Origin of the sequence: Sporosarcina sp. P1 (genome assembly GCF_002743155.1) — a bacterium.
GTDB lineage: Bacteria > Bacillota > Bacilli > Bacillales_A > Planococcaceae > Sporosarcina > Sporosarcina ureae_B.
Window position 1 is genome coordinate 30376 of the sequence record NZ_PDYS01000013.1, and the last position, 26327, is coordinate 56702.

General features: G+C 40.1%; 22 protein-coding genes. 10 read left to right on the top strand and 12 right to left on the bottom strand.

Annotated elements, in window-relative coordinates:
- Positions 1 to 38: 38 nt before the first annotated feature.
- Together CSV73_RS12330 and CSV73_RS12335 are read right to left on the bottom strand one after the other, a co-directional pair.
- Positions 39 to 1598, bottom strand: a complete 1560-nt coding sequence (locus CSV73_RS12330) for an FMN-binding glutamate synthase family protein (RefSeq protein ID WP_085132917.1) — start codon at positions 1596 to 1598, stop codon at positions 39 to 41.
- A 144-nt stretch (positions 1599 to 1742) separates the two neighbouring features.
- Positions 1743 to 4250 carry an S-layer homology domain-containing protein gene (locus CSV73_RS12335; RefSeq protein WP_099627736.1) on the bottom strand — a complete coding sequence of 836 codons (2508 nt, stop codon included), beginning with the start codon at positions 4248 to 4250 and terminating at the stop codon, positions 1743 to 1745.
- Positions 4251 to 4611: 361 nt separating this feature from the next.
- Between CSV73_RS12335 and CSV73_RS12340 the strand changes: the two genes are divergently transcribed.
- The 3 genes from CSV73_RS12340 (at position 4612) to CSV73_RS12350 (ending at position 7137) form a co-directional block, all read left to right on the top strand.
- Positions 4612 to 5088, top strand: a complete 477-nt coding sequence (locus CSV73_RS12340) for a VanZ family protein (protein ID WP_099627737.1) — start codon at positions 4612 to 4614, stop codon at positions 5086 to 5088.
- Between the two features lie 92 nt (positions 5089 to 5180).
- Positions 5181 to 5480 carry a hypothetical protein gene (locus CSV73_RS12345; RefSeq protein WP_099627738.1) on the top strand — a complete coding sequence of 100 codons (300 nt, stop codon included), beginning with the start codon at positions 5181 to 5183 and terminating at the stop codon, positions 5478 to 5480.
- A 244-nt stretch (positions 5481 to 5724) separates the two neighbouring features.
- On the top strand, positions 5725 to 7137 hold the full coding sequence (locus CSV73_RS12350) for a GGDEF domain-containing protein (protein ID WP_099627739.1): 1413 nt from the start codon (positions 5725 to 5727) through the stop codon (positions 7135 to 7137).
- Between the two features lie 68 nt (positions 7138 to 7205).
- On the opposite strand, the gene CSV73_RS12355 is transcribed toward CSV73_RS12350, so the two are convergent.
- Positions 7206 to 7787: a 3D domain-containing protein gene (locus CSV73_RS12355; protein ID WP_085132912.1), complete on the bottom strand. Its 582-nt coding sequence runs from the start codon at positions 7785 to 7787 to the stop codon at positions 7206 to 7208.
- A gap of 445 nt (positions 7788 to 8232) precedes the next feature.
- On the opposite strand from CSV73_RS12355, the gene mgtE reads away from it, so the two are divergent.
- Positions 8233 to 9591 carry a magnesium transporter gene (mgtE, locus tag CSV73_RS12360; RefSeq protein ID WP_085132911.1) on the top strand — a complete coding sequence of 453 codons (1359 nt, stop codon included), beginning with the start codon at positions 8233 to 8235 and terminating at the stop codon, positions 9589 to 9591.
- Positions 9592 to 9758: 167 nt separating this feature from the next.
- Here mgtE and CSV73_RS16520 read toward each other — a convergent pair whose 3' ends face one another.
- From CSV73_RS16520 to CSV73_RS12370, 3 genes are read right to left on the bottom strand one after another with little or no spacing between them, the layout of a single operon-like run.
- Positions 9759 to 9926, bottom strand: coding sequence for a hypothetical protein (locus tag CSV73_RS16520; protein WP_157111265.1), 168 nt, complete (start codon positions 9924 to 9926; stop codon positions 9759 to 9761).
- 1 nt (position 9927) lies between these two features.
- The gene (locus tag CSV73_RS12365) at positions 9928 to 11346 is read right to left on the bottom strand and encodes an amidase (protein ID WP_099627740.1); all 1419 of its coding nucleotides are present in this window, start codon (positions 11344 to 11346) and stop codon (positions 9928 to 9930) included.
- On the bottom strand, positions 11339 to 11530 hold the full coding sequence (locus CSV73_RS12370; protein ID WP_232319157.1) for a hypothetical protein: 192 nt from the start codon (positions 11528 to 11530) through the stop codon (positions 11339 to 11341). Before CSV73_RS12370 ends, CSV73_RS12365 begins: the two co-directional genes overlap by 8 nt.
- Before the next feature lie 272 nt (positions 11531 to 11802).
- Between CSV73_RS12370 and CSV73_RS12375 the strand changes: the two genes are divergently transcribed.
- Positions 11803 to 12168, top strand: coding sequence for a DUF2188 domain-containing protein (locus tag CSV73_RS12375; RefSeq protein WP_099627741.1), 366 nt, complete (start codon positions 11803 to 11805; stop codon positions 12166 to 12168).
- 32 nt (positions 12169 to 12200) lie between these two features.
- On the opposite strand, the gene CSV73_RS12380 is transcribed toward CSV73_RS12375, so the two are convergent.
- A complete protein-coding gene (locus CSV73_RS12380) occupies positions 12201 to 12764 on the bottom strand; it encodes a DUF488 domain-containing protein (RefSeq protein WP_099627742.1) in 564 nt (187 codons plus the stop codon).
- A 159-nt stretch (positions 12765 to 12923) separates the two neighbouring features.
- Here CSV73_RS12380 and CSV73_RS12385 point away from each other — a divergent pair, with 159 nt between their 5' ends.
- The 4 genes from CSV73_RS12385 to CSV73_RS12400 all read left to right on the top strand — a co-directional run bounded on the left by CSV73_RS12385 (position 12924) and on the right by CSV73_RS12400 (position 18006).
- Complete coding sequence (locus tag CSV73_RS12385) at positions 12924 to 13823, top strand: diacylglycerol/lipid kinase family protein (RefSeq protein ID WP_085132907.1); 900 nt, start codon at positions 12924 to 12926, stop codon at positions 13821 to 13823.
- A 318-nt stretch (positions 13824 to 14141) separates the two neighbouring features.
- Positions 14142 to 15782, top strand: a complete 1641-nt coding sequence (locus CSV73_RS12390) for an ATP-binding protein (RefSeq protein WP_099627743.1) — start codon at positions 14142 to 14144, stop codon at positions 15780 to 15782.
- Positions 15783 to 15797: 15 nt separating this feature from the next.
- Positions 15798 to 16493, top strand: a complete 696-nt coding sequence (locus tag CSV73_RS12395) for a response regulator (protein ID WP_099627744.1) — start codon at positions 15798 to 15800, stop codon at positions 16491 to 16493.
- Between the two features lie 187 nt (positions 16494 to 16680).
- Complete coding sequence (locus CSV73_RS12400) at positions 16681 to 18006, top strand: CitMHS family transporter (protein ID WP_085132904.1); 1326 nt, start codon at positions 16681 to 16683, stop codon at positions 18004 to 18006.
- 144 nt (positions 18007 to 18150) lie between these two features.
- On the opposite strand, the gene CSV73_RS12405 is transcribed toward CSV73_RS12400, so the two are convergent.
- The 4 genes from CSV73_RS12405 to CSV73_RS12420 all read right to left on the bottom strand — a co-directional run bounded on the left by CSV73_RS12405 (position 18151) and on the right by CSV73_RS12420 (position 23775).
- Positions 18151 to 19347, bottom strand: coding sequence for an NAD(P)/FAD-dependent oxidoreductase (locus tag CSV73_RS12405; protein ID WP_099627745.1), 1197 nt, complete (start codon positions 19345 to 19347; stop codon positions 18151 to 18153).
- 105 nt (positions 19348 to 19452) lie between these two features.
- Positions 19453 to 22101: an MMPL family transporter gene (locus CSV73_RS12410; RefSeq protein WP_099627746.1), complete on the bottom strand. Its 2649-nt coding sequence runs from the start codon at positions 22099 to 22101 to the stop codon at positions 19453 to 19455.
- A gap of 3 nt (positions 22102 to 22104) precedes the next feature.
- Positions 22105 to 22551 carry a MarR family winged helix-turn-helix transcriptional regulator gene (locus CSV73_RS12415; RefSeq protein WP_099627747.1) on the bottom strand — a complete coding sequence of 149 codons (447 nt, stop codon included), beginning with the start codon at positions 22549 to 22551 and terminating at the stop codon, positions 22105 to 22107.
- Positions 22552 to 22665: 114 nt separating this feature from the next.
- Positions 22666 to 23775 (bottom strand): YeiH family protein, encoded by a 1110-nt coding sequence (locus CSV73_RS12420; RefSeq protein ID WP_369802593.1) that lies wholly within the window; start codon positions 23773 to 23775, stop codon positions 22666 to 22668.
- A gap of 40 nt (positions 23776 to 23815) precedes the next feature.
- On the opposite strand from CSV73_RS12420, the gene CSV73_RS12425 reads away from it, so the two are divergent.
- Positions 23816 to 24730, top strand: a complete 915-nt coding sequence (locus tag CSV73_RS12425) for a LysR family transcriptional regulator (RefSeq protein ID WP_099627770.1) — start codon at positions 23816 to 23818, stop codon at positions 24728 to 24730.
- Positions 24731 to 24856: 126 nt separating this feature from the next.
- Here the strand turns inward: CSV73_RS12425 and CSV73_RS12430 are convergent, their stop codons facing one another.
- Entirely contained in the window at positions 24857 to 26164 is a 1308-nt protein-coding gene (locus CSV73_RS12430; RefSeq protein WP_099627749.1) for a globin-coupled sensor protein, read from the bottom strand.
- Between the last annotated feature and the right edge of the window lie 163 nt (positions 26165 to 26327).

Genomic DNA, 26327 nt, shown 5'->3' on the forward strand with positions numbered 1-26327 from the left:
AGTAAAACGACCCGATGAACATTCATCAGGTCGTTTTTTCACTCAATTGAATGGACTTTTCCACGCTCGTCTTTATACACTACATGATGTCGTTCAAACTTGGTTGGAGAGTCCAGTCCTGCAGCTGCAGCTACACGGAACAATCCTTCCCTCATTGTCAAAATATAATTGGTCACACGGAACTTCTTCTCTTCTACAACAAGTGCTCGTTGTAGACTCTTATCCGTTGTTGCGACACCAGCTGGGCAAGTATTCGTATGGCATCGCTCTGCCATGATGCATCCTACTGAAATCATGAAACCACGTGCCACTTGAATCAAATCTGCACCTAAAGCCAATGCAATTGCCGCTTTATCAGGTGTGATAATTTTCCCTGATGCAATGATTTTCACTTGATCACGCACTTCAAACTTACGCAACGCATCATCAAGTAGAATAAGTGACGAACGAAGGGGTAAGCCTACACTATCCGCTAAATCTTGATAGGTAGCCCCTGACCCACCTTCTGCTCCGTCAAGTGAGATAAAATCAGGACCCATGCCTGTCTCAGACATATAAGACGCTAATTCTTCCGCATCTTGCTTCCCTCCAATAACTATTTTGATACCAACCGGTTTACCACCTGCATGGCGAATATCTTCAATGAAGGAAAATAAAGTTGGATAATCGTGGAACTGTTTAAAACGATTTGGACTGTTGATAGATGTATAAGCTTTCACATTTCGTATAGCCGCAATCTCTTCTGTGACTTTCTCTCCTTCAACATGTCCCCCACGCATTTTTGCTCCTTGAGCCAACTTGATTTCAAATGCCTTAATCTGTGGAATTTTTGCTTTCTCTTTTACTTTTTCCAAATCAAACTGCCCATCTTCTGTTCTGAAGCCGAATAAACCTGACCCGATTTGCGCAATGATATCTGCTCCACCTACTAAGTGATGGTCTGATACACCACCCTCGCCTGTATTCATCCATGCACCTTGAGCCATACCAATACCTTTAGATAGTGCAGTAATTGCATGGTCTCCGAGTGCCCCATAACTCATTCCGGACTGACCTAATAAGCTACGCACAACAAATGGATGCTGACAATTTGGACCTAATACAATTGCATCTTCCTCAGGTAACAACCAAGGCAATGTTGTAATTTCCTCACGATGTTCTTTACGCGAGAATAAATTGTCTGTATCCACCTCATAGCGCATAGTGTTTAATAGACTATCATTATCCACACGCATTTCTTCATTCTGTTTCGTGAACATGGCATTACGAATATAGTGACCAGGCTCTTGAAAGTCTCGTTTAGATCCAAAACCGATGATACTGTTCAAATACTTCCCCGGCATCACCATATGTAAATATTCTTCCCGGCTAAATGGTTTTCCACTATTATCATCGTTGAATAAATATTGTCTGACTTCTGGTCCCGCTTTCTCGAACATATAGCGTACTCTGCCCAAAATCGGGTAGTTGCGCAAGATCGCATGCTGCTTTTGACTGCGATCAAAAAAGTATAGGAAAATTCCCATACTGATGGGGATCGCCAAGACGATGAGAACTACCAATGAAGTTGTGAAATTAATTCCTTCTAACCAATTCATAGCTCCACTCCTTTCTGATTGTTTGTATTTTACCTGTACCCTTGATAAGTAGCTGACTAAACGTAAAAAGCCCTATTCCTTGAATGTCTTCAAGGAATAGGGCTGGAGTGTTGTTAGTTTACTATTGTGAATAGCATATTTTAATTATTTTGGAACATTAACTTCGATTTGCTTAGTAGCAATCGCGCTAGATTGTCCAGCTTTTTTCACGCTTACTACGATTGTACCTTGTGCACCTGCATTCGCTTTACCTGAAAGTTTACCACCGTCTATATTCAAATCAGTAACAGCTGCAGCATCGCCAGAATAGACCGCTGCGATCGTACCTAATTTGATTTCAGCGCCTTCGTTTACCATATAAATAGTGCCGTCATTTTTCATTAGTGGAGTAGCTTCTGATGAAGTTAATTTAATTCCATCGCCAGTTACTACTTGCATTTCAAAGTTTCCTGAAGTGATAACAGGTTTCGTTTCTTTAAACTCTACTGAAGAAATCGATGGAGTTGAGTTCACTACAGTGATCGTAGCAGTCGCTCTTGTAATATCTCCTTGTTTAATCAAGATATTCGTAGTTCCTGCTTCTTTAGCAACAACAGTTAGTTTACCTGTTGCATCATCTTTTGTAACTGTTGCAACATTCGGATTGGATGAAGTCACTTGATACTCAGTTCCAATTTTGTCGTCACTTACGTAAAATCCTTGGCTGTTGTACTGTTTCCAAGCTAATTCTACAGAGCCATCTTTTGAACCGGCAATAGCATCAATTGTTAAGTCATCTGAAGCGGAAGATGTTTCCAACTTTTTAGTTGCTGGTGTTACATCGTCCGATACAGCAACTGCAATGTTGCCTAGAACCGTATCGCCAGATTTAATTTGGACAGTTGTTGTACCAGCTTTTACTCCTGTCACGTTTACAGTAGTTTTACCTTCTGTCACTTTTAAAGGAGTTGTAGACACAGTAGCAATCTCAGCGTCTTTTGACTCGACAGTTATATCACCAGCATACAAATCACCATATTGGTCTTTAACTACTACATTTGTTCCTTGAGTAGTACCTTGTATCAACTTAGTCTCTGTTGATGATAATGTAGCACTGCTTGCCACGCGCTTACCTACACCTACTGTAAGCTTTATGTCTTTTGTTACATCGCCAACTTTTGCTACAATCGTAACTTCGCCCGCGCTGATCGGTGTAACTTGTCCAGCAGAAGTGACTGTTGCTACACTTGGATTAGAAGAAGTGAATGTTGCGGTTGGATTCTTTTGTGTTGCTCCAGTTAGTGTAATAGCTTCGTCAACTTTCACATCAACTATGCCATCTTCAAGTGAGATTTTCCCACTCTCAACTTTTACATCACCTTGCATAACTGTCACTTTACTAATCTCTGAAACCGTATTAGCGAAGTCTACTACTTTAACATCTACTAATTCTGATTCGATAGCTTTTCCATCTTTATCCGTAATGATTACTTTATAAGAGAATTTTGTACCCGCATCGAGTGACTCCAACGTACCAGTTGCCTGATCAGAGAATACACCAGTATTAGTAGACTGGAACGTAACTTTATAACCAGCATCCGTCAATTTCTTCATATCAACTGCTTTACCGTCAACGTTAAACGCTAACTTCTGACCAGCAGTACCAGCATTTACTTGAGTAGTAGTAGCTGTAACTTTCTCTACTTTTAACTCATACGTGAACTTATAAGAAGTAACTACATCTTCTTCGCCTTCAACTTCTGCTTTTGTCGTCAAGTGAAGAGTCATTTCTTTACCCGACGTCAGTTCGTTTTTTAATTCGATTGTCGCTTTTGTACCGTCTTCGTTCGCTTTAAATGAAGCCAGTTCATTTCCTTCAATTTTTAATTGCTCTGCTTTTAACGTGTGTAAGTTCTTACCAACTAATTCAAGTTCCTTTTCGCCAGTTGCTGTAACAGAAGTGATTTCAGATACTTCTGGAGCTGGAGTTCCTGGTACTTCTACTTGAATAGTTTTATATAGGAATGAAGCAAATTGTGCACGTGTCGTTGTTTCTTTCGGTCTGAAGTTTGGTGCAGCTGGGTTCGTAATGTCAAAGTAGTCTAATACATCGATTGCAGTGCGTGCTTCAGCTTTCGCTTTGTTCAAATCTTTAACATCTCTATCGAATTCTTGTTCTTTTACATATTTTAATAGGCTCGTTTTGTTAACTGAATCGTACGCACGAACTAATACAACCGCCATATTTTCACGGGTAATAGAACCAGCCGCGCCTAATGATCCATCTTCATATCCTCTAAATACATCGTTATCCTTTACGATTGCTGCTGATTGCAACAGTTCGTCATTAGACTTCGATGTTAAGTCTGTGAAGCGTGGGTTAGTTTTATAGTCTGTCGGAATTGAATAACCTTGTGATACAAGCCATTTTCCCATTAACTTCACTACGTCGGAACGAGTTAAAGTTTTATTAGGCTTGAATGAACCGTCCGGATAACCATTGATAACACCTGTTGCTGCTAGTGCATCAATTGCTTCCTTGTGTGAGTTAGTGTCCGCAACGTCATTGAAGTCTGCAGCACTGACAACTGGTGCCACCGCTGATGCTACTAATGCCGCTGATGCTACACCTGTTAGATACTTGCTGTACTTCTTTTTTGTTTGAGATTTCATTAAATAATTTCCTCCTCTAGTGTGTTTGTAAGCGTAAATGCTGGTTGGTTGTAGAGCAGCATAAAAACCACTCTCTTACTCTAATACCCTCTTTCCTATTAAATAATCCAAAAGACTATTAAAAGAATTAAGAATATAAAAGAAAAAAGTGATTACTAGCTACTCCAATTAATATTAACATACTTTCCCACGGTTGGTAATGGAAAATGTAGGATAGCCAGCATAAATTATGAACTACCAATCTGAATGTACTATACAACTGGCATATTACATTCAGGTAACAAGATTGTAACTAAGTAAAGTCAAATAAAAATATAGTTTGCTTACATCATAAAGATACTTTTTATGATACAATCCCCATATGAAAAAATTACTTGCACTTCTCATACTCATTAGCATTTTAGTCGGACTGTCGATCTCGTCCAGTCAGACATACGAACAGCAATCACTTGTCTCCACATTACAAGAATTGCTACCTGGAGAACCTGGGAAAGATACTCTGTCGACATGGGAGTTCAACTATTGGAATAGAACAATCTCTATTGAAGAACGTGGATATTATCACTTTGTAGAATTTCTAATAAGAAAAGCTGCACATTTCTTTACATTTGGATTTTTAGCGTTAGTAATTTACTGGCTATTACCTAAAAGTAAGGGACGCATATTGTTGGCGGCTCTATTTACTTTTCTACTCGCATGCGCTGATGAATTGCACCAATACTTCACAGGAGGCCGTACAGCAACAATGCAAGACGTTTATTTAGACACAGCTGGCGCCGTAACATTTCTTTTACTATTGGCTATAATTCGTTTAGCAATTCACTTACGTAAAAAGTAGTTCTATAGATTTATTTTAGTTTTTAGTATTCCTAACATTTTTATGAGCATAATACTCCATGTTATGATATGGGCGAAACAGGAGGTTAATTAATGAATAACTCAGGTGATCAGTTAATTCTTTCGCTAAGGTATATTTCTATCCAACGAGTCGTGGACCGCTTAGAACAAACATTTCAAAAGTCCACCCACACAATTTGTTTATTCCAAGATCGGATTACAACATCCCAGCGAACTTTCCCCTTGCAACACGTTTTTGATTTATCCTACCGCCCTTTCTCAGGACAAACGGGATTATTTTACCTGCATACCAATGAAGGAGTTTTTACGTTTGAAATTGAAGAGGAGCCGGAACACTTCATTTCTTTATTCAAACAAATCCAATTAAAATAAGAAATGAATAATGTATAATTCAACGTCTTACTTCATAACTTTGGAGTAGGACGTTTATACTTTTATATACCGGGGTATAAACAACTAAATACCAGTATAAAAAAATGAAATCACTCATTAAAATGGCCTATTTGATTATATCTATTTATTTCTAAAATGATATAATGGTAATGTATTCCAAACATGAAAAGGAATGAATATACTAGTAAAAAATTGATACTTCCCATTATGGAGGAGAGAAACTATGTCAGGGGAAAATGAGATAAATGCTGTGGAACGTAAAATTAACGAAGTGATAAATGATGGACGCCATGATCTAGTCATTAGACATGCGGAAGATTTATTAAGGAAAGGTATGTTGTTTTCAAATAGAGAAGCCGTTCTATCGGCTCATTACATGTGCGCTATCTCCTATTACTACGTTGGAAATTTCAAAAAAGTTCTTTTCCATATAGAAGAGCATCATTCACAATGTATTTCATATGGCGAAAAGTCCGATTGGATGCGCTCTTATTATTTGCAATACTTCGTCAGCTCATTTGCATTAGATTATACTAGAGGACAAAAATTACTAGAAGATATGCTATCCATCGCGCTGGAAATTGAAGACTATTCGTATATCAGCAGGGCATACAGTCAACTAAGTCATCTACACAATAAAATAGAACAATACGAGCAAGCTTTGAAGTTTGCCCAGTTGGCCATTTCTAACGCAGAGATGAAAGATGTAGACAGAGAAATTTTACTAATTCGAGCACATTTATACGCAATTGAATCCGCTATCAATTTACAAAGCTCCAATTGCGCGATGACTAGCCTAAAGTATTTAAGCCAACTACCTACTATACACAATCATCCTCGTGAAATAGCAATTCTCGAAATTTTTAAAGGTAGATTTTATGATTTCATAGGTGATTCTAAAAAAGCTTTCCATTTTTATACCATAGCGAAAGAAAAAGAAGAAAAATGGAGAGATTACACTCTCCTAAAAGAAATTCAGCAAAAACGCATTGCGTTGGCTGAAAAACTTTGTAGTTTTGATGAATTAGCAATCATCCAGAAAGAATACATCGATTTATTGCATGAAATCGAAGACAGTTGCTGGGTAAAAGCAGCGTACGAATTGCAAATACGTTTGCAAAGTTCTTCTATTAAGACCAGCGAAAACTTGGATTACTTAACAGGTGTCTACAACCGAAAATATTTGGAAGAAACGACTAATCTATGGTTGGCCGACGCAACCCTAACTAAAAAATCCGTTGTGTGCATGGTCTATGATATCGATAATTTAAAAACTATTAATGACACATATGGCCATCTAATCGGCGATGAAGCGATTAAATTCGTGGCTCATACTTCTATAAATGAAATTAGAAAAGAGGACGTACTTGCTCGTTTCGGTGGTGATGAATTTGTTTTAGTGATGCAAGATATTTCCTTGGTAGATGCAAAAAGAAAGGCAACTTTACTCGCTAAAAAAATTGAGTCTATGTCAACCACTTCAGATGTGATCCCCATTCCAATAACTATCAGCACAGGACTGAGTGACAATAAAATGCGTAGTATGCAAGGCTTCAATGATTTATTTCATTTAGCGGATCTCGCTCTTTACCAAGCAAAAAGGAATGGAAAAAACCAAGTCGTCTCCTTTATTTAACATAGATGATGATACTCAGTATTCAAAAAAGCTCACTCAGCAGTTATGCTGTGTGAGCTTTTAACGTCTTAGTTCAGTACTTTCACTTTTACATTTTTACGTCCCCATTGGTAAGCACGTGATTTACTTGGAATGAATACGTCGATTTTATTCCCTTTGATCGCTCCGCCAGTATCTCCAGCGATAGCGTATCCGTAGCCTTCAACGTGAACTTTTGTTCCTAATTTGATAACTCGCGGATCTACTGCAATTACTTTCAAGTTAGGATTTTTGCGTAAGTTCAATCCTGTTCTAGTAACGCCTGAACAGCCATTACAATGTGCTGTATATGCAGTTGCACTTACCATAAGTTCTTTAGAAACACTTGCTCCATTTGAACGGGAAGGCGTGTTTTGTTTCTTCGGAGTACTAGCAGCCACTTTAGAAGACTTCACTAAACGTAGTTTTTGATTTGGATAAATAACTGTTGATTTCAAGTTATTCCATTGCTTGATGTTCGAAACAGACACTTTATGTTGTTGAGATATTTTATATAGTGTGTCACCTTTTTTAACTGTATGAACTGATGCTGCAGCAGACGTTTCGTTCATTCCGCTCGTGAATATTGTAATGAACATGGCTACTGTAAATGCAAATACTAACTTCTTCAATATGCCACCCCTAACGATTTGATAGCTTTAGCTTACCAAGACTATATTACAAAAAGATTACAAACGTGAAACAATGCCGTGACATCGATAATTGATATGTTACAAATGACGGGTTTTCGGTTGGAATTGTATGATAATTGAGGTGTTAAGACCTATACATACACAATACGATTCATCGATTTCATACAATTTCAAGTTTTAAGTAGATAGAAAGGGGTAGTTTTAAAAATAGCAAAAAGCATGTTCTAGTAGATTTAGAACAAAGTCGATGGTTCGATTCAATTCCAGCTGACAAAGACTTTCTAAAGCAAATCAAAAGAGTTTCCATGGAGGCTTTTTTTTATTGGCTAAAATGACTTTAAATTGTGTCTTATGGTTTCTTTCCTTTTATATAGGGGAATGATTGAATGACCGTAACTATTTAAAGATAAGAGAGGTGCGTTACATGCCAGTGACCCGGAATCAAGATGATGTTTCACGAGCGATTATACAACTCATTAAAGATGGTAATCTGGAATCCTTGAAAAAAGCTATTGGTGAACTAGAACCCGCGGAAGTAGCTGATCAATATAAACGATTGCCGCTAAAACGCCATACTACATTTTTGGAAGTACTAGACAAAGATACATTCGTACACATGCTAGGCTTTCTTTCAAAAAATGAACAATTGCGGGCATTAGATTTAGTAGGACCCGTTCGTTCCACTGAACTACTGGAAGAAATGAAAGGTGAAGATCTATCCTATCTTTTGGCTGATCTTTCAGATAGACAAGTGGAGAAACTCATAGCGGAATTGCGTCACGAAGAAAAAAAGAATATCCGACAGCGTCGAAAATATCCGAAAGATTCTGCCGGACGTATTATGACGACACGTTATGTATGGATTCATCAGTCATACACCGTCGAGAAAACGATTGAAAAGCTCAAGCATTATGAAGCGTTTGCTCATTACTTAAATTACGTCTATATCATCAATGATGACAAGCAATTAATCGGTGTACTATCTTACCGCGATCTATTGCTCGCCAAGCCAGATAGAAACGTAACGGAAATCATGGAAACCGGTCTCGCCAAAGTTTTCGACACAACTGATCAAGGCGATGTAGCCAAAATGATTGGACGATTTGATTTCGTCTCTCTACCTGTTGTCAACGAAGAGAATATCTTAGTAGGAATTATACGCGCCGATGAAGTACTAGATCTAGTCGTTAGAGAAGCAAATAAAGATATTGAAATGCTTTTTGCTTCAGGTAAATCCATCGACTTCCAGACAAAACCTCTTGTAGCAGCCTATCGCAGACTACCTTGGCTCATTCTTTTATTATTTATCGGACTCGTTTCAGGAAGCATCATTTCCAAATTTGAAGAAACATTGGAAGCCGTTGTCGCTCTCGCTTTCTTTATGCCGATGATTGCTGGAATGACCGGTAATACAGGAACTCAATCTTTAGCAGTCGTTGTGCGTGGTCTAGTGTCTGAAGATTTGAATATGAAAAAGTCCTTGCATTTAATCTTTCGCGAATTAATTGTCGGCATTATATTAGGTGTCGTTTGCGGTGCCGCAATCGCTGTGATTGCGTATGTATGGCAAGGCAGTTTTACACTAGGATTAGTAGTAGGTTCGTCTTTGGTGGCTACACTAATTATCGGAACAATTGCAGGAACGGTTATTCCTTTGATTCTCAATAAATTTAAAGTAGATCCAGCTGTAGCTTCTGGTCCTTTAATTACTACAATCAATGACATTCTGTCGTTACTAATTTATTTTGGAATTGCTACAATGTTTATCTCGAAATTAATGTAGTTGAGTATTCTGACTCGTGTGTATATAGTCTGAACATTCAGCATATTATATTGTATTGAAAGGCTCATGTAAGGTTCATGTAATTTATCTCAATTTGATGCCAAACACTACAGTAACATGACATTCTTCACAGTTTGATGATTTGCGTTTATGACGGTTTTGTTAGGTTATACTAGTAGTAACAGCAAATGTCCAAACGGATTTGGGTTGAAGTTTGGTGCAGCTGGGTTTGTGATAGTGAAGAAGTAAAGTCGAATAGTCTGTACCGCTTCGTCGAAGAGCGAGTACATACCAAAAACTCCGTGGCCATGGGTTGACCGCGGAGTTTTTTTCATTTCATGCTCTTGTCAGTAAAGCGGGTTTTCTGTTTTTCATAGGGTTTGTCTGTTCAATTGCATAACCAACATCAAGCAATAAAGCTTCCGAAAAAGCAGGTCCAATAATTTGCACACCTACAGGAAGGTCTCCCTTGAAACCACCCGGCACAGACAATGCAGGGTTACCTGTTAAGTTACTAGGTCCTGTAAAGCGTATAATGTTGTCAATCAAATCCACTTGATTACCATTTAGTTCCACAGTATCATCACCAATTTTACTAGCCACTACTGGCAGAGTCGGCGCAATCAATACATCGACCTTTTGGAATATTTCATGGAATTCTTGCTTTAATTGACGACGTACTTGCTGTGCTTGCAGATAATCGACAGCAGATGGCAGTTCTCCTAGTTCGAACAGCATGCGGATATCATCACCGAAATCTTGCGGACGCTTCAACATGTCTTCGTGATGAATGGTAGACGCTTCTGAAAGTGATGTGATCAGCTCTGCCCACTCTGCATATTTTAGAGTTGGAATCTTGACCACTTCTACTCGCGCGCCTTGATCGGTCAACGCTTTTATATTTCCACGCACCACTTGATCTACGTCGTTGTCTACTTCATTAAAGAAATATTCTTCATTAACGCCAATAACTAAACCGTTGACATCCCCCTTTATTCTCTCCAAATGTTGACCTACGGGGGTATTGATAGAAGTTGGATCCTTTTTGTCGTACCCTGAAATAATGTCCATCATTCCCGCTGCGTCTTTAATCGTTTTAGTCATCGGTCCGATATGATCGAGTGACCACGCCAATGGATAGCATCCATATTTACTGACTCGCCCATGGGTCGGCTTCAATCCGACGATACCGCAAATCGATGACGGAATTCGGATGGATCCGGCCGTGTCAGTTCCAAGTGACGCAACACTTGAACCGATCGCTACAGCGGCTCCTGAACCACCGCTCGAACCGCCAGGAATTCTATCGGTATCCCAAGGATTTCTGACAGGTCCGTAATGGGGGTTATTGTTCGTGATTCCCCAAGCATATTCATGCATGCTTAGTTTACCGGTAAAGATCACACCTGCGTCTCTTAACTTACTGACTACAGTCGCATCGTCTTCCGGAATGAAATCCTTATGAATTTTAGATGACATCGTCGTCACTTTACCTTTAAAGTATAAATTATCTTTCAAGGCCATCGGAATTCCGTGATACATGCCTCGATAGTTTCCATTTTTGATCTCTTTCTCTGCTTCACGTGCCGATTGTTCTGCTTCTTCCCGATAAATTGTCATATAGGCATTAATCGTATCCTGCGTTTCTTCCGCATGATCAAGCACTGCCTTCGTTAGCTCAACTGGTGAAAGTGATCCACTTTCTAAAAGCGGTGCCAATTCCTCAACTGATTTCTGAATTAAATCTTTAGCCAATATGATCACCTCCAGGAATATTTCGAAGCCCGATATCGGCATCCTCGATTTTCACATTCTCTAGTGTACCTCTTAACTTTTGCATTCCATTCCAGCGACTTTCTAAGATTTCCAGATGTTCTGGCTTAGCTTGAATCCCTTTGCTTTCCAATAGTTGCTGCACAGATAGAGACAATGCATTCACTCCTTCAGTTTGTATTTGTCTTCATAAGGTTCCCCTAGTGAGATCAAAAACGAAAAAAGCTACTCTCACCATAAAACTCATTCGCTAAGTTCATATGAACGTCTTTAGACTATCAGTTATTTAACTAGTAATCAAATAATTTCAAATAAAATGACAATTAGATGATATTCGACTTTATTCGATTCAAAGTGCGGGATGAAGTTCAAGGAGAATTCGAAAGACCGTTTATATTCATTAAAAACGGGAATTTGTGAATTAGGAGGTGATGTCATATGCCATGGAGTAAAAATGATTTTCCTGCTTCGTTAAAAAATTTGGACCCTTCAGTACGCAATAAAGCAATCGAAATAGCCAATGCTTTGTTGCGTGAAAATTATTCCGACGAGCGCGCTATTGCCATTGCAACTGCACAAGCACATGAGTATGTAAATGGCAAAAGTGAAAGTCGTCCTCACTATGAAGTAAAACCGCGAGAGGACGAATGGATTTTCAGAAAAACCGGAAGTGATCATGTACTGTTTAAAGAAGATACTAAGTCCGCATTACTTGAAAAGGCGAAAAAGTATGTAAACGAACATGAAGGTATATTAAATGTCTTTCATGCTGACGGATCACATGATAAAACTTTATATGAATAAAATAAGTGCCCTATTATAAAAGGGCACTTATTTTATTCGTCTTCATTTAGCTCAGGAGGATATGTCAACTCTCCGTTATCCAAAACAATAGGTTCAGCGCCCCACTTCCCTACTTCATGATCTTCAATTAAAGTCTTTTCCTTAGGTCCATCAATAATGTGTTTTACATTCCAACCATGTGTTGCGAGCCAATTGCTAATCAACAAGCGATGGCATCTTGCGGGATGGCGTTCGGAACAGCATATCGCAATTCGTTGTCGTGATGCTTCATTCATCAATTCAGCGATCCCCTCTTCGAACTCGGGCGTCAACGTGTAATCCGCGTAGTTATGGAAGGATTGATTATTCCATCCTTTATTGACTGCATTATCAATAGTTTTGGATTTCCTCCTACGTCCTCCTAATTTGCCACAATGTCGGTAGGCAATATCATGTGCTGGCAACCATTCTTTCATTCGATCCTCATGAAAATGGGGGAATTTACGACTACCGGGAAATGCACGAACATCCACTAACTTTTCAATACCCGCATCATCCAATAACTTCAAAAACTGTTCTTTAGTATGAGTGGAATGCCCAACTGTATAGATTTCCATATTTATTCACTCCTTTGTCCTTACCATTCCCTACCACTCGAATAAAATAACCTATTCACTTTTACATCATCTCGTCTATTATTTCTAGCTTTTTTATAACTCTTCTGGTTTCTACATCACGTTATCGGGAATAATAAAGTAAAAAAGGATGTGAAGAATATGCTTCATTTCAAGCGGGCATTGTTTGTATATAACCGTTCTGCTGGAGAGGAAGACACGGAACAGAAGCTCTCTGAAACACTTCACATATTCGCGCAAGCAGTAGATGAGCTCATCGTGCTGAATACAGCTTCCAAAGATGAACTTCAGCAAGCTTGTGTAAAATATAGCAGTCAAGTAGACTTACTCATTATTCTTGGAGGTGACGGCACTATACACACATGCATGAATAGTATCGCGCCACTCGCCATACGTCCGGTCATAGCTATATTGCCTGGCGGTACATCAAACGATTTCAGTCGGTCATTAGGTATTCCACAAACTCTGAATGAAGCAGCCATTTCTTTACTCAACGGCTCTATTATCAAAACCGATATAGGAAAAGTGGGCGAGCACTACTTTATGAATTTTTGGGGAATTGGACTAGTAACCGATACATCCGAAAATATAAAACCAAAAGAAAAGAAGCGCTTTGGTTCGATTAGTTATGTGCTCAGTACATTACGTACGTTGAATCAAACTGAATCATTTCATTATAAAGTGCAATCTACTGACGAGATATTAGAAGGAGAGGCTATTTTACTATTCGTACTAAATGGACGCTTTATTGGTACAACTGAACTTCCCATCGCTTCCCTATCACCTGTTGATGGAAAATTAGACATTTTGATCGTGCGTGATTCCAACTTAGCTGCTTTCAAAGAACTATTTGCATTACAAGATCCTGCTGTGGAAAATAAGCAATTATCTGAACTCGAATATATTCAAATAAAAGAATTGGACATTGTGCAACCTGTCGGGAAGAAAGTAGACATGGACGGGGAAATCTACGAAGATACTGCACAGCAGATTACAGTGTTACCTGGTCATTTACAGATGATTCATGTAAACGCGCTCTAAAAAGACAGTCCTTCGATTCGCTGGGTCATAATCGCTTATGTACCTTTCACATCCTATTGCGTAACGGTCATATCCGAAGTAGGTACATAAGCGTGTAGATCCGCTTGACGATAACCGATTTTATGATCAAGAAGCGATCCATGTCTACTACAATAAATAATAGAACTAGCTTTATGCGTAGAATTGAGTAACTATATGAACCTCCACTCTATACTCCTCCCTTCCACTCTACTCTTCCACTTTTTAAACGAAATACCATTTAATATTATGCATCGCATGGTATTCTATATTTACTAACATGTTTATCGGAGGTTCGACATGATCCGTATACGTAGAGAAGATTTATCCATTCATCGAACGAATGACAGACCTTTTATCAATCTCCATTTGAAAATGATCGGCTTAATCGGTGCGCTTTCTGTCGCGATTATTCTATTGATTGGCGGATTCATGAGTTTCTTCGTCACGGACACATTAGAAACTCAAATTGGTGAAAGGGCTCTCAGTGTAGCAAAAAGTGTAGCCGTGATACCAGAGATTTCTCAGGCCTTTGATTCGAATGACCCTTCCGCTATTATCCAGCCTATCGTGCAGAAAATCCAAGCACAGACAGACGCCGAGTTTATCGTTGTTGGTAATCAACAAGAAATCCGCTATGCCCATCCGAGTCCTGACCGAATCGGCAAAAAGATGATCGGTGAAGATAATGAACGTGCGTTAAGTAACGGAGAATCCTATATTTCTAAATCAATTGGATCATTAGGAAGCTCACTTCGTGCAAAAGCTCCGGTCTACTTAGATGGAGAAATTGTTGGTGTCGTCTCTGTAGGTTTCTTGGTAGGCTCTATCGAATCAATCATTTGGGAATATAGCCAGGAAATCTGGTTGGTCCTTCTTGGTATTTGCACAGCTGCCATCATTGGTGCAGTGCTGATCGCGAACTATATCAAAAAAGTGTTGTTTGGATTGGAGCCTGAAGAAATATCACATTTACTCTTTCAAAAAGAAACCATTTTGCACTCTATTCATGAAGGTATTATTGCTACCAATAAGGATGGCCTCATTACGATGATCAACTCCACCGCATTAAAACTATTGACAGGTGGTGAACAACAAGCGGACGATTGGATCGGTAAACCTATACAAGAGTGCTTCCCGAATTCTGATTTACCCTATGTGCTAGAGCATGGCAAATCAGTCTTCGATCAGGAAAGGCTTTTCAACAATCATATCGTTTATGTAAATAGTGCACCGATTTTCTACGAGCATGAATTGCTCGGTGCAGTCGCCACTTTCCGGAATAAAACCGAGATTGAGAATTTGACGAAAAGACTGGCACATATCCAACAATATGCTAACGCTCTTCGCTCTCAGACACATGAATTCTCAAATAAATTATATACGATCATGGGACTGACGCAGCTGAACAAGAAAGATGATGTGCTCGATTTCATCCAAGAAGAAACAAACATCCAGCAACACTGGACAAACACACTTCTTGATAATATAGATGATCCATATATTAGTGGGCTACTTGTTGGAAAGCTAAGTCAAGCGAGTGAATTGCAAATTAATGTATCCGTCCAGCCCGACAGCCAATTACATTCCATACTATCCGACTTAAACCGCCAAGCACTGCTGACAGCTATCGGAAATCTTCTTGACAACGCATTTGATGCAGTTTATGACGAACGCGCCATTTCCCGGGACATATCGATTTCTTTTACTGATATCGGACAAGATCTGCTGTTTGAAATTGATGATGCAGGTCCGGGAATCGATGAAGCTTCACTTGATAAAGTCTTATCCCGCGGTTTCTCTACAAAAGATGGAGCAGGTAGAGGTTTCGGCTTGGCTTTAACAAAGAATGCTATTGAAGCAGCGAATGGCCAGCTGTCCATTGAACCGAGTGAACTGGGTGGTACATATTTTGTCGTCTCATTACCAAAAGATAAATAAAGGAGAGATTTCCCCGTGATCAGTACTATACAAGTCATAATTGTGGAAGATGATTTTCGAGTAGCAGAGATTAACCGCCAACTAATCGAACAGATTGCCGGCTATAAGGTCGTGACAGAAACGAGAACTGCCTCAGAGACCATCGCCTTTTTGGGACAGGCTGAAGCCCTACCCAATCTGATTTTATTGGATGTTTACATACCCGACAGTCCAGGACTCGATTTATTTTGGCATCTACGAAGAGAATTCCCCACAATCGATATTATGTTGCTAACAGCTGCTAAAGAGACGAAAATAGTAGAGGAAGCACTCCACGGAGGGGTGTTGGATTATTTAATCAAGCCTGTTGAGCCTGTGAGGTTTGCAGAAACATTTAGACGATACCGTTCAAGAAAAGTATTGCTATCATCCAAAAATGAACTCTCTCAAGAAGATCTTGACCGCGTATTATTTGGTACTGAAATGCGGCAGGATCCTACTTCTAACGTATTGCCAAAAGGGATCGACCGTCTGACACTTGAACGAATAGAAAATGTTTTACTTCAAAGTCCAGCAGAAGGAATAACTGCTGTTCAAGTAGGTGAAGCAGCCGGTGTCAGTCGTTCTACTGCACGTCGATATCTGGAGTACCTCGTATCGGTTGAAATAGTAGGAGCGCAACTACATTATGGAGATGTCGGTAGACCTGAAAGGACATATAGAAAACTTTAAATACTTGCCCGTGAACAAAATGAACAAAATACGTAATATGAAATATATCCTTCTTATGTAAACAAGCTTTTTAGCGACTTTTTCTCATGGTACATTATGGACAGCTTAAGAGGGATTATTCAGATACTTTTGTATGTATCCGCTTACATACCTCTTTCACCATTTTATCTATTGGAGGAAAATCGCTATGTTAAGTATTATTGGAATTCTGACGATCTTTATTATCGTCGCATTATTGATCAGTGGCCGGATCACACCAATTGTCGGTCTGGTTATAGTTCCCATCTTCGGTGCATTCTTTGCTGGATTCAACTTCATAGAAATCGGAGAGTTTTTCAACAGCGGAATTGAATCTGTTATTAGCGTTGTCATTATGTTCATCTTTGCGATTTTGTTCTTTGGCATTATGCAAGATGCCGGCGTATTCGACCCGCTAATTAATACTATGATTAAAATTTCACGAGGAAATGTAATTGCTGTTGCCATGGCGACAGTGGTAATCGCAGCTATTGCACAGTTAGATGGCTCAGGCGCTTCCACATTCCTCATTACAATCCCTGCGCTTTTACCGCTCTATAAAAGGTTGAAAATGAGTCCTTACTTACTGCTACTGCTTGTCGGCATCTCAGCAAGTATCGTCAACATGGTTCCATGGGGAGGTCCACTTGGGCGGGCAGCCGCTGTACTTGGTGTCGACGTTACAGAATTATGGCGTCCACTTATCAAAATCCAAATCATTGGCCTACTCCTATTAATCGTAGTTGCTTTCATACTCGGATTACGTGAAAAGCGAGTCATCGCTAAGAAAGTAGCCAGTGGACTTTTTGAAGACGAACTAGATGAACTTGGAGAAGAGGAAGAGCAAAAAGAAGAATCTAAAGGCATTTCTCTCCTTCGACCAAACATGTTATGGATTAACGTGATGATTGCCGTAAGCGTGATCGGCTTACTCGTTTGGGGAAAAGTGCCGGCAGGCTTTATCTTCATGGTCGGATTCAGTATCGCGCTTCCGTTAAACTATCGCACTGTGAATGAACAGATGGACCGTATTAAGACACACGCACCGAATGCTCTACTAATGGCTGCAATCATTCTAGCAGCCGGTTCATTCCTCGGTATCCTGAATGGTACCAATATGCTAGATTCGATAGCGACCGATTTAGTGAAAGTGTTACCGGCAATCATCGTACCGTATTTGCACATCATCATCGGCCTTTTCGGTGTTCCGTTCGATCTATTGCTTAGTACGGATGCGTATTACTTCGCATTACTGCCGATTGTAGAGCAAGTTGTCTCCGGCTTCGGCGTTCCATCGATTTCCATTGCGTACGCATTAATCGTAGGAAATATTATAGGAACATTCGTTAGTCCTTTCTCGCCTGCACTTTGGCTGGCATTGGGACTTGCAGGTTTAGAGATGGGCAAGCATATCCGCTACTCATTCCTTATCATGTGGGGGTTCAGTATCGTATTATTCCTCATTGCAATGGCTATGGGCGTTATTACGTTGTAAACTCTCTTATCATTCCATATCGTTATTAACACCATCTTGAAAAAATCGGCTGTCGCGGAACCTCATGTATGAATGAGCTTCTCGATAGCCGATTTCTGTTTATACTTGTTATAAGCAACTGAAGAACTAATGCCCACGTGTTTTTTAACGTTCTATTTCTACTATAGGTTCATTAGGATTCGACTTCCCTGCTAATTCATCACGCAGTAAATACGCACCCAACATACTATAGACCGTTCCGTTCCCGCCAAGTCCAATCAAATAGTAAATATGCGGCTCGAATGGATGGCGCCCGATTACTGGTAGCTCATCTGTCGATTCTCCAAATAACGCTGTCCACTCATACTCAAAATCGAACTTCTGGTGAGGAAACAACTCTTGCAATTCCTGTTTTAATTGCCTGAATTTCTTATCGATTTCTTCTTGTGAACTCGGTATTGTATCCATATTCTGATCCAAGCCACCCGCCACGATGCGATTATCATCCGTCAATCGCATATACAAATAAGGGCGTTTGGTTTCCCAAATCATCATACGATCATGCCAGAATGACAAATCTTCTATCGGCTTTGTTGCGACTGCATACGTAACTTTTAAGTCTTTTTGAGGGATCATCATATCCGGAGTCGGTGCATAACCAGTAGTGACCACGACGGACTTTGCCTGAAATTCTCCATTCGTCGTTTTAATGATTACACGTTCTTCTGTATCTAGAATGCCGAGTACTTCGGTATGTTCAAATATGTCCATGCCCTTTTCATATGCATACTGGATGGCACCCATACACAAACGCAACGGATTCACTTCTGCATCCCCTGCCGTCACGATAGCGGCAGGTTGTGAAAATGGGAAATGCGCTTCAATATCTTCAGGCTTCCAGAATTCTACCGGAAAACTATATTTTTGTAACACTTCAAACTCTTTGCGCAATCTCGCCACATCTTCTTCTGTGCTGGCATAATACAAACTATCACGTGTATGGAAATGGACATCAAATGGTGCGTGTTCCGCAACGTCTTGCAAATTTTTCATTGCTTCTTTACATGCCCGATAAAATTCCACAGCTTTCTCTTCGCCAATTTGTTCTATTAATTCATGCAGCATAATATCATTGGAGAATTGTAATAAACCAGTATTTGCAGAAGTACTTCCCCCACCTACTTCCTCTTGTTCAATCAACGCAATCGAATAGCCTTCATTCGATAATACGTATGAAGTCAGTGCACCCGACATCCCGCCACCAACTATCGCTACATCATATAGATCTTGACGATTTACTTTTGCAAAACCTTCTTTTGTAAAAGTCGACTCCCAATACAATGACCCCGTATGTAACTTCATAAGTAGCAATCCCCTATCTATTCGTTTTTCCTTTCTTTACCCTGTAAGACTGTTCCTATAAACATAGAGAAAAGGTGCTCAGTCAGTAGCTGAGCACCTTTTCCTTTATCCTCTAAACGGCCACCATACACCACGTCCGAATGACATCGTAATGGCTGGAATTAACAGCGGTAAAATAATTAAACCATAGAGTAGTAACCCTGAAATAACAATCGTTGCGATTTGCATAAGACTCAAAACGCCTGAAGGCATCATAGCACCGAATGTGCCTGCCAAAATCACAGCTGCCGTAATAATCACGGTACCCATCTTCGCCATTGAGTACATCAACGCTTCACGAATCTTCATACCCCCAATACTCTCTTCGCGGAAACGATCGAGTAAGAAAATCGAGTAATCCACGCCAAGCGCAATCAGCATGATAAATCCGAAGAATGGAACTGCCCAACTGATGCCGTCATAACCAAGACCGTTGACGAAGATCAATTCCGTAATAGATATCGCTGTATAATATGTCAGCAATAGCGAACCGATCATATACAAAGGCATGATAGCTGAACGGAATAAGACCAAGAGAACAACGAACAAACCGACTAACATGATAGTTACCGTACGCGTAAAATCAGCGGACGAAATATCACTTAAATCTGAGTTAATGCTAGAAATACCACTAAATGCCAAATCCGCATCTTCAAATGGTGTACCAATGACCGAGCGTTTCACCGTATCTTTAATTTCATGTACAGTAGAAATCGCTTCACGTGAATAAGGATTTTCCTTTAGGATGACTTCCATCAAAATTCCTTTTTCATCATCGAATGTATAGCGGTCGATGACTGGTGCAAACTCTTCATTACCAAGCGTACCTTTTGGAATGAATAAACCAGTATCGCGTACACTTTTCGTATCCGCCATATCATCCAGCATACTTGCAATTTCTTGAAGGCCTGTCGTCACTTCTGCTAAACCGTCTTTGGAAGCTTTGACACCACTGCCTAGCTGTTTCAATCCACCTTTTAATTGACCAATTTGCGAACCACTTTGGTTGATTTGAGATCCAGCTCCTGCAATGCCTTTACTGATCTTATCCAATTCATTACCTAATGCATTCAACCCTCCAGCTGCTTGTGCGGCAGGAAGACCTTGTTGCAAGCCACCCGAAATCTGCGCGAGCTGGCCATTGATCTGCTCAATACCGTTTGCAGCTTGAATTAGGCCACTGCCGCCACTAGTTCCACCGGCAGGCAATTGATTAGCTACGTCGCGTAAATTATACTGCACTGCCGCTAATCCTAAACGAATTTCCTGTATCCCATCATTCGCTTGGTTTAAGCCATCTGCCATCAAACCGATTTGATGATCTACATATAAGTCTTCCAATATTTCACCAGTCGGTCGTGTGATAGTACGAACACTTTTGACTCCTTCAACTTTCTCCAAGTCTCGGGAAATCGCTTCTAAATAGGTGATATCTCCTTCTTTAACGATGGGAGAATCTTTCTTTACTACTACTTGTACTGGTAGTGAATCCCCTTCACCGAAAGCATCTGAAATAAGATGTAATCCCTTTACAGACTCTTTACTTCCATCAATTTCATCTACCGTATTGAAGGATAGATCATTGTCATACGTCAATAATAGCGGAACCGTAATGATGGCTACGATGAACATGGAAAGTAAGGGGCGCATAACAGATAATTTGCTGAACGCAATCCATAATTTACTATCCTTATGAGTAGCTGAACCTTTTGCAGGCCAGAATAATTTGTCTTTCAAAATAGACATTAACAGCGGTACGACAGTGAATAGAACGAGCATTAACACCGCAATCCCTACCGCTACTGCGACTGCCGATTTAAATATTGGGAAGTCTGCAAAACCGATTGCCGCGAAACCGATAAATACCGCAAGTGCACTGATGAAAAGTGTGCGGCCTGCTGTTTTATACGTATTAATAATCGCTTCTTCCACGTCATGCCCTGCTAGTAACTCTTCTTTATAACGACTTAACAACAGAATACAATAATCTGTTCCAAGACCGAATAAAATTGCCACTAAAAATATTTGGGTATAATTCGAAACCGGAAATCCAAACCAGTCGATAAAGAACGCTACGAAGGACTGACTTAATAAATAGGTGATCCCTACCGCCACTAACGGAACGAATGGTGTCACAATCGAGCGGAAAACAATGAGTAATAAAGCGAAAATCAATACAACCGTAATAATCTCAGTCTTTTTTAGCCCTTCTTGCGCACTCTCATTTACGTCATGATTGATGATTACTTCGCCAGTCATATACACTTTGTCTTCTTTAGATACAATATCTTTTTTTATTTTATCAGCCAACTGAATGACTTCATCATCTGTACCGTCTACCGTTATAGGAAGTAATACCGTTTTCCGATCTTCAGAAACGAGTTGGTCTTCCATGTCTTTACTTTCAAACGGATCTAGAACATCCGTCACAATCTTGCTGGCATTCGCAATCTCTTTGGCAGTCGTAGAAATTTCTTGTTTCTTTGCTTTATCTGCCGGTTCATCGAGATCATAGACTAGCGAAATCGTTTCATCTGCTTGGCCTGCATCTTCTAGCATTTGTGCAGCCTTTTGGGAATCTGCTGAGTCGAGCAATTGGAAGGAACCTGCTTTTTCCGCCTGCTTTGCCAAATCGGGTGCTACTATAAATAAAACAGCAGTCAGTATAACGATACCGATCGCAATAGGCCATTTGAATTTTACTATCGTTTTCATGCGTTATCTCTCCTTCATTACTAAAATCGATTTAAGTTTACGGAATGTCTTAATGAATTGTTCGAGCTCCTGTTCATCAATTTGGTCTGTGAACAGGATTTCGATGCTTTCATTTATTGCTGCATTTGAAACAGCTAGTACTTCTTGGCCTTTTTGGGTCAGTGAGATTCGATTGATCCGCTGATCGTTCACGTCTTTTTCAGACTGCACCAGGTCTTTTTCGGTCAGTTTCTTGAGACGTGTCGAGATGGCGCTTTTATGTACGCCTTGAATCTCTGCCAGTTGTCCGCTAGATAGATGGCCATAGGCAGAAAGTATTTTCAGTACTTGGATTTGTTCTGGTGAGTAATCTTTCCAGATAGGAACGTCCAAGTTTTTCACGACATGTTCCATGCCGTAGATCATGACTTCTTCAAATAGTTCTACTGCTTCTTGAAGTTGATAATTCAAAATAGTCTACCCCCTAAACCAATAATTAATAGTTTAGGGAGTAGACTAAATAAAGTCAAATAAAAAAGCTAGCTTTAGAGATATTTCTCTGAAGCTAGCTAGTTATGAACCGTATTAAATAATAAAGTAGGCGATGACCGATAGTAGTATGGATGTAATGGTCATCGCGGCTAGTGGTCGCATGGCTCGATCTTTCAAGTCTCGTAAACTAACGTTGAGTCCAAGCCCTACCATGGCCGCTGTCAGTAACCATGTAGTCAATGTGAAGACGCCTTCCATTATGTTGTCTGATACAGGAATGGAATGACCGAACACGTAGCTTCCTAGGATACTTAAAACGATAAATCCTACAAGGAACCACGGAAATTCAATTTTAGCGCCCGTTTCGTCTGTATCTTTATGTTTACGTTTCATGATAAATATTAAAATGAAGCAAAGTGGTACTAATAGGAATACACGACCGAGCTTGGCTAGCAAAGCAATGGCTAAACCGTCTTCGCCTGCCGGTGCCCCGGCCAAGGCTACGTGTGCCACTTCATGTAAACTGATTCCTGCCCACATTCCGTACTCAATTGAATCGAGCGGAAGAATTGGACGCAGAATGGTATAGCCGATCGCAAACACCGTACCCATTAATGCGATGATTCCTACACCTATTGCTGTGTCTTCATCTTTTGCTTTGATAATCGGTGCGACCGCTGCAATTGCCGCTGCACCGCAGACACCTGTTCCGACACCTAAAAGCAAGGAAATATTTTTATCTGCCTTAAATACTTTTGCGAGCCAAATAGTCATGAAAATAGCGAAAATGATGACACCTACATCGCGCGCGAGTAAGCCGAGTCCGTCGCTTAAGACTGTGTCTATATTTAATTTCAAACCGTATAAAATGATGGCTGTGCGAAGCAAGCGCTTGGATGAGAAAGCAATCCCACTTCTTATTATTTCAGGATAGCCGAAGAATTGACGGTATGCCACCGCGATAATAATCGCACATGCCAGTTGTCCGATATGATCGAAACCTGGTACTTTTGCTAGTAAATATCCTAAAAATGCAATGAAGAATGTGAAAGCTATTCCACCGACCCACGATCCCCATTTAGATGGACGTTGTGGTGTGTGCTGTTCTGGTGACCTATTTAAAGAAACCACGATGACAACACCTCCTACTAGTAGTATAGAAAATAGCTCGCTATAAGAGAAATAACTATTTATAATAGCTATGATAAGTAAATCTATATACATAGAAAGGAGTTGCTTCCCTATCGATCCGCAACTACAAGTATTCATTGAGGTAGCTGAGCAAAAGAACTTCTCTAGAGCAGCAAAAGAACTGCATATGACACAACCTGCTGTCAGCCAATATATTCGCTCATTCGAAGAATCCATTGGTGTACGACTGCTCGAGCGAACTAATAAATACGTTCGACTCAACCAAGCTGGTGAAATTGTCTATCATCATGCAAAAGAAATCGCGGGCCTGTATTCCAAAATGCAAAACTTAGTCGATGACTTGGCTAATAAAGCTAGCGGCCCTCTTACCATTGGAGCTAGCTACACATTTGGCGAATACGTCTTACCTCATATTCTGTCTAAACTTGTCGCAGATTATCCATCGATTGAACCACAAGTCACAATTGGCAATACAGCCGATATTGCGGAGTTAGTCATCACGCACCAGCTCGATGTCGGTTTAATCGAAGGACATTTCAAGGAAGCTGCACCGCTTCAAAATGAGGATTTTGCAGAAGACGAAATGTACGTCGTGACTTCCATTGATCATCCACTGGCGCAAAAAAAAGGGCGCCAATCAATCACTGCACTAGAAGACGAAATCTGGCTATTACGCGAAGAAGGTTCTGGTACACGCGAGGCGGCAGAACTATTCTTCTCCCAGTCTGGATTCTATCCGAAGCGCATTATGCAATTCAGCAGTACGCAGCCGATTAAAGAATCTGTTGAAGCCGGACTTGGCGTCAGTTTGCTGTCACAGTGGGCGATACAAAAGGAATTGCGCCATGGTGATTTGACAACGCTGTCGGTGAAAGGAACGCCATTCAAGCGGCATTTCTCTATCGTGACGAATTCTCCGTTTCAAACGAAAGCGTTGCAGGTGTTCATTGATTTATTGAAGAATAGCAAGGAATTAACGGTTTTGAATGTCGGGACGTCATCGTGATGGTCATTTCTGGATTATGGTTAGATGCATGAAAGTGGAGTCACTTTGGCACTGGCTTCGCCTACTACAGCAAGAGCGTTCGTTGGATTGCGTGTAACTTAGGTATACCTACGGAAGTTATTTAACTTACAAGTCATCTGCTAACTGAATTAATCCATCTGATGAATGAGCAATGGTTTCAATTGCCTGATTAATCTCTTCTAAGATTTGAACCGTGCTTTCGATGGATGTATGTGATTCAGCTGTTTGTTCTTTCATCCCGCTTACCGCTTGGACAATCCCGTCATATGATTGCGTCACTAGCTCGTTTCCTTTTGCACTTTCCTGAATTAGTTTTTCCATCTGCTTCATAAAGTTAGACATCTCGGCGATATTCGCATCGGTGACTTCAATCATGCCGGTAACTTTACCTATTGCTTGTTTAGTTTCCACCGACAAATTTCGCACTTCTGCCGCAACTACAGCAAATCCTTTACCATGCTGACCTGCTCGTGCTGCTTCAATTGCTGCATTCAATGAAAGTAAGTTTGTTTGATCAGCAATGGAAGTAATAAGCGTCACGACTCCTTGGATTTGCTCTGAAGAATGATGTAACGCCTTCATCCGGTCCTTGAAATCTGACATATACTCCACCATTTGGCCAAATTGTTCAGTTTGAGTGACTACCAATTCTTTGCCTGTCAATGAAGTTTTCTCGGTTTCCGTAATAAATTGTAGGTTGTGAACGGTCATATTTTCTAATACGTGTGCTTTTTTGGATAGTTCGTCTGTTGATGCACTCGTCTGCTGACTGATTGCCGCTAGATTCTGGGACGTATTTAACACTTGATCTTTCACGACCGCTTTGGAATGTTCTACTTCCTGTCGCTTCACTTTATTCTCTTCTTCATATGCATCCAAAACCAATTGTTGTTCAAAGTTCATGACTTTCATAAACGCACGCAATGTATTAAATTGTCTTTTCTTGGGCAAGTCCTGTTGTTCAATAAAAGCAAAAAACTCTTCGTACAATGATTCTACTGCCGCTAAATACCATTTCGGTTCCAAACCAATGCGGACGTGCACCTTCGCTATAATGCGACGTTGTTTCAAATAGTTCTCGTCAATTTTCCCTTGAAATATTGACTGCATATGTTTCGTTAATGATTCTTTCAAACGGTCCATACTACTATGTTCCGCAATAATATGTAGAAGTTGAGGCTGATCATCCATCGCTTGATAGAAACGATTGGTCATCATAGGTAAAATAGGTTGCATTTGCACTTGCATACAGGAGAGATACTTTAAATCTTGCTCTGTTAGATTAATCATTCGCAGTTGCTTTTTTACAGCCGGATATCTTTCCAACGATATAATACCAGTACTGTGCTGTTCGAGGTCTTCCATCTCTTTTACCGTTGCTAGATTCTCACCTTTTTTAAATAAACGTAACACTTGGCTTCAACTCTCTTTTAAGATATTAGTGTAGTAAACTATTAGTATATCATTTCATTCTACTTATTAAGTGTTTACTTACCTCGCCCCCCTTTCCTTAATGACGCTTGAATTCAGACAAAAGCAGAAGTGGACGATGCCACTTCTGCCGATTACGCTATTG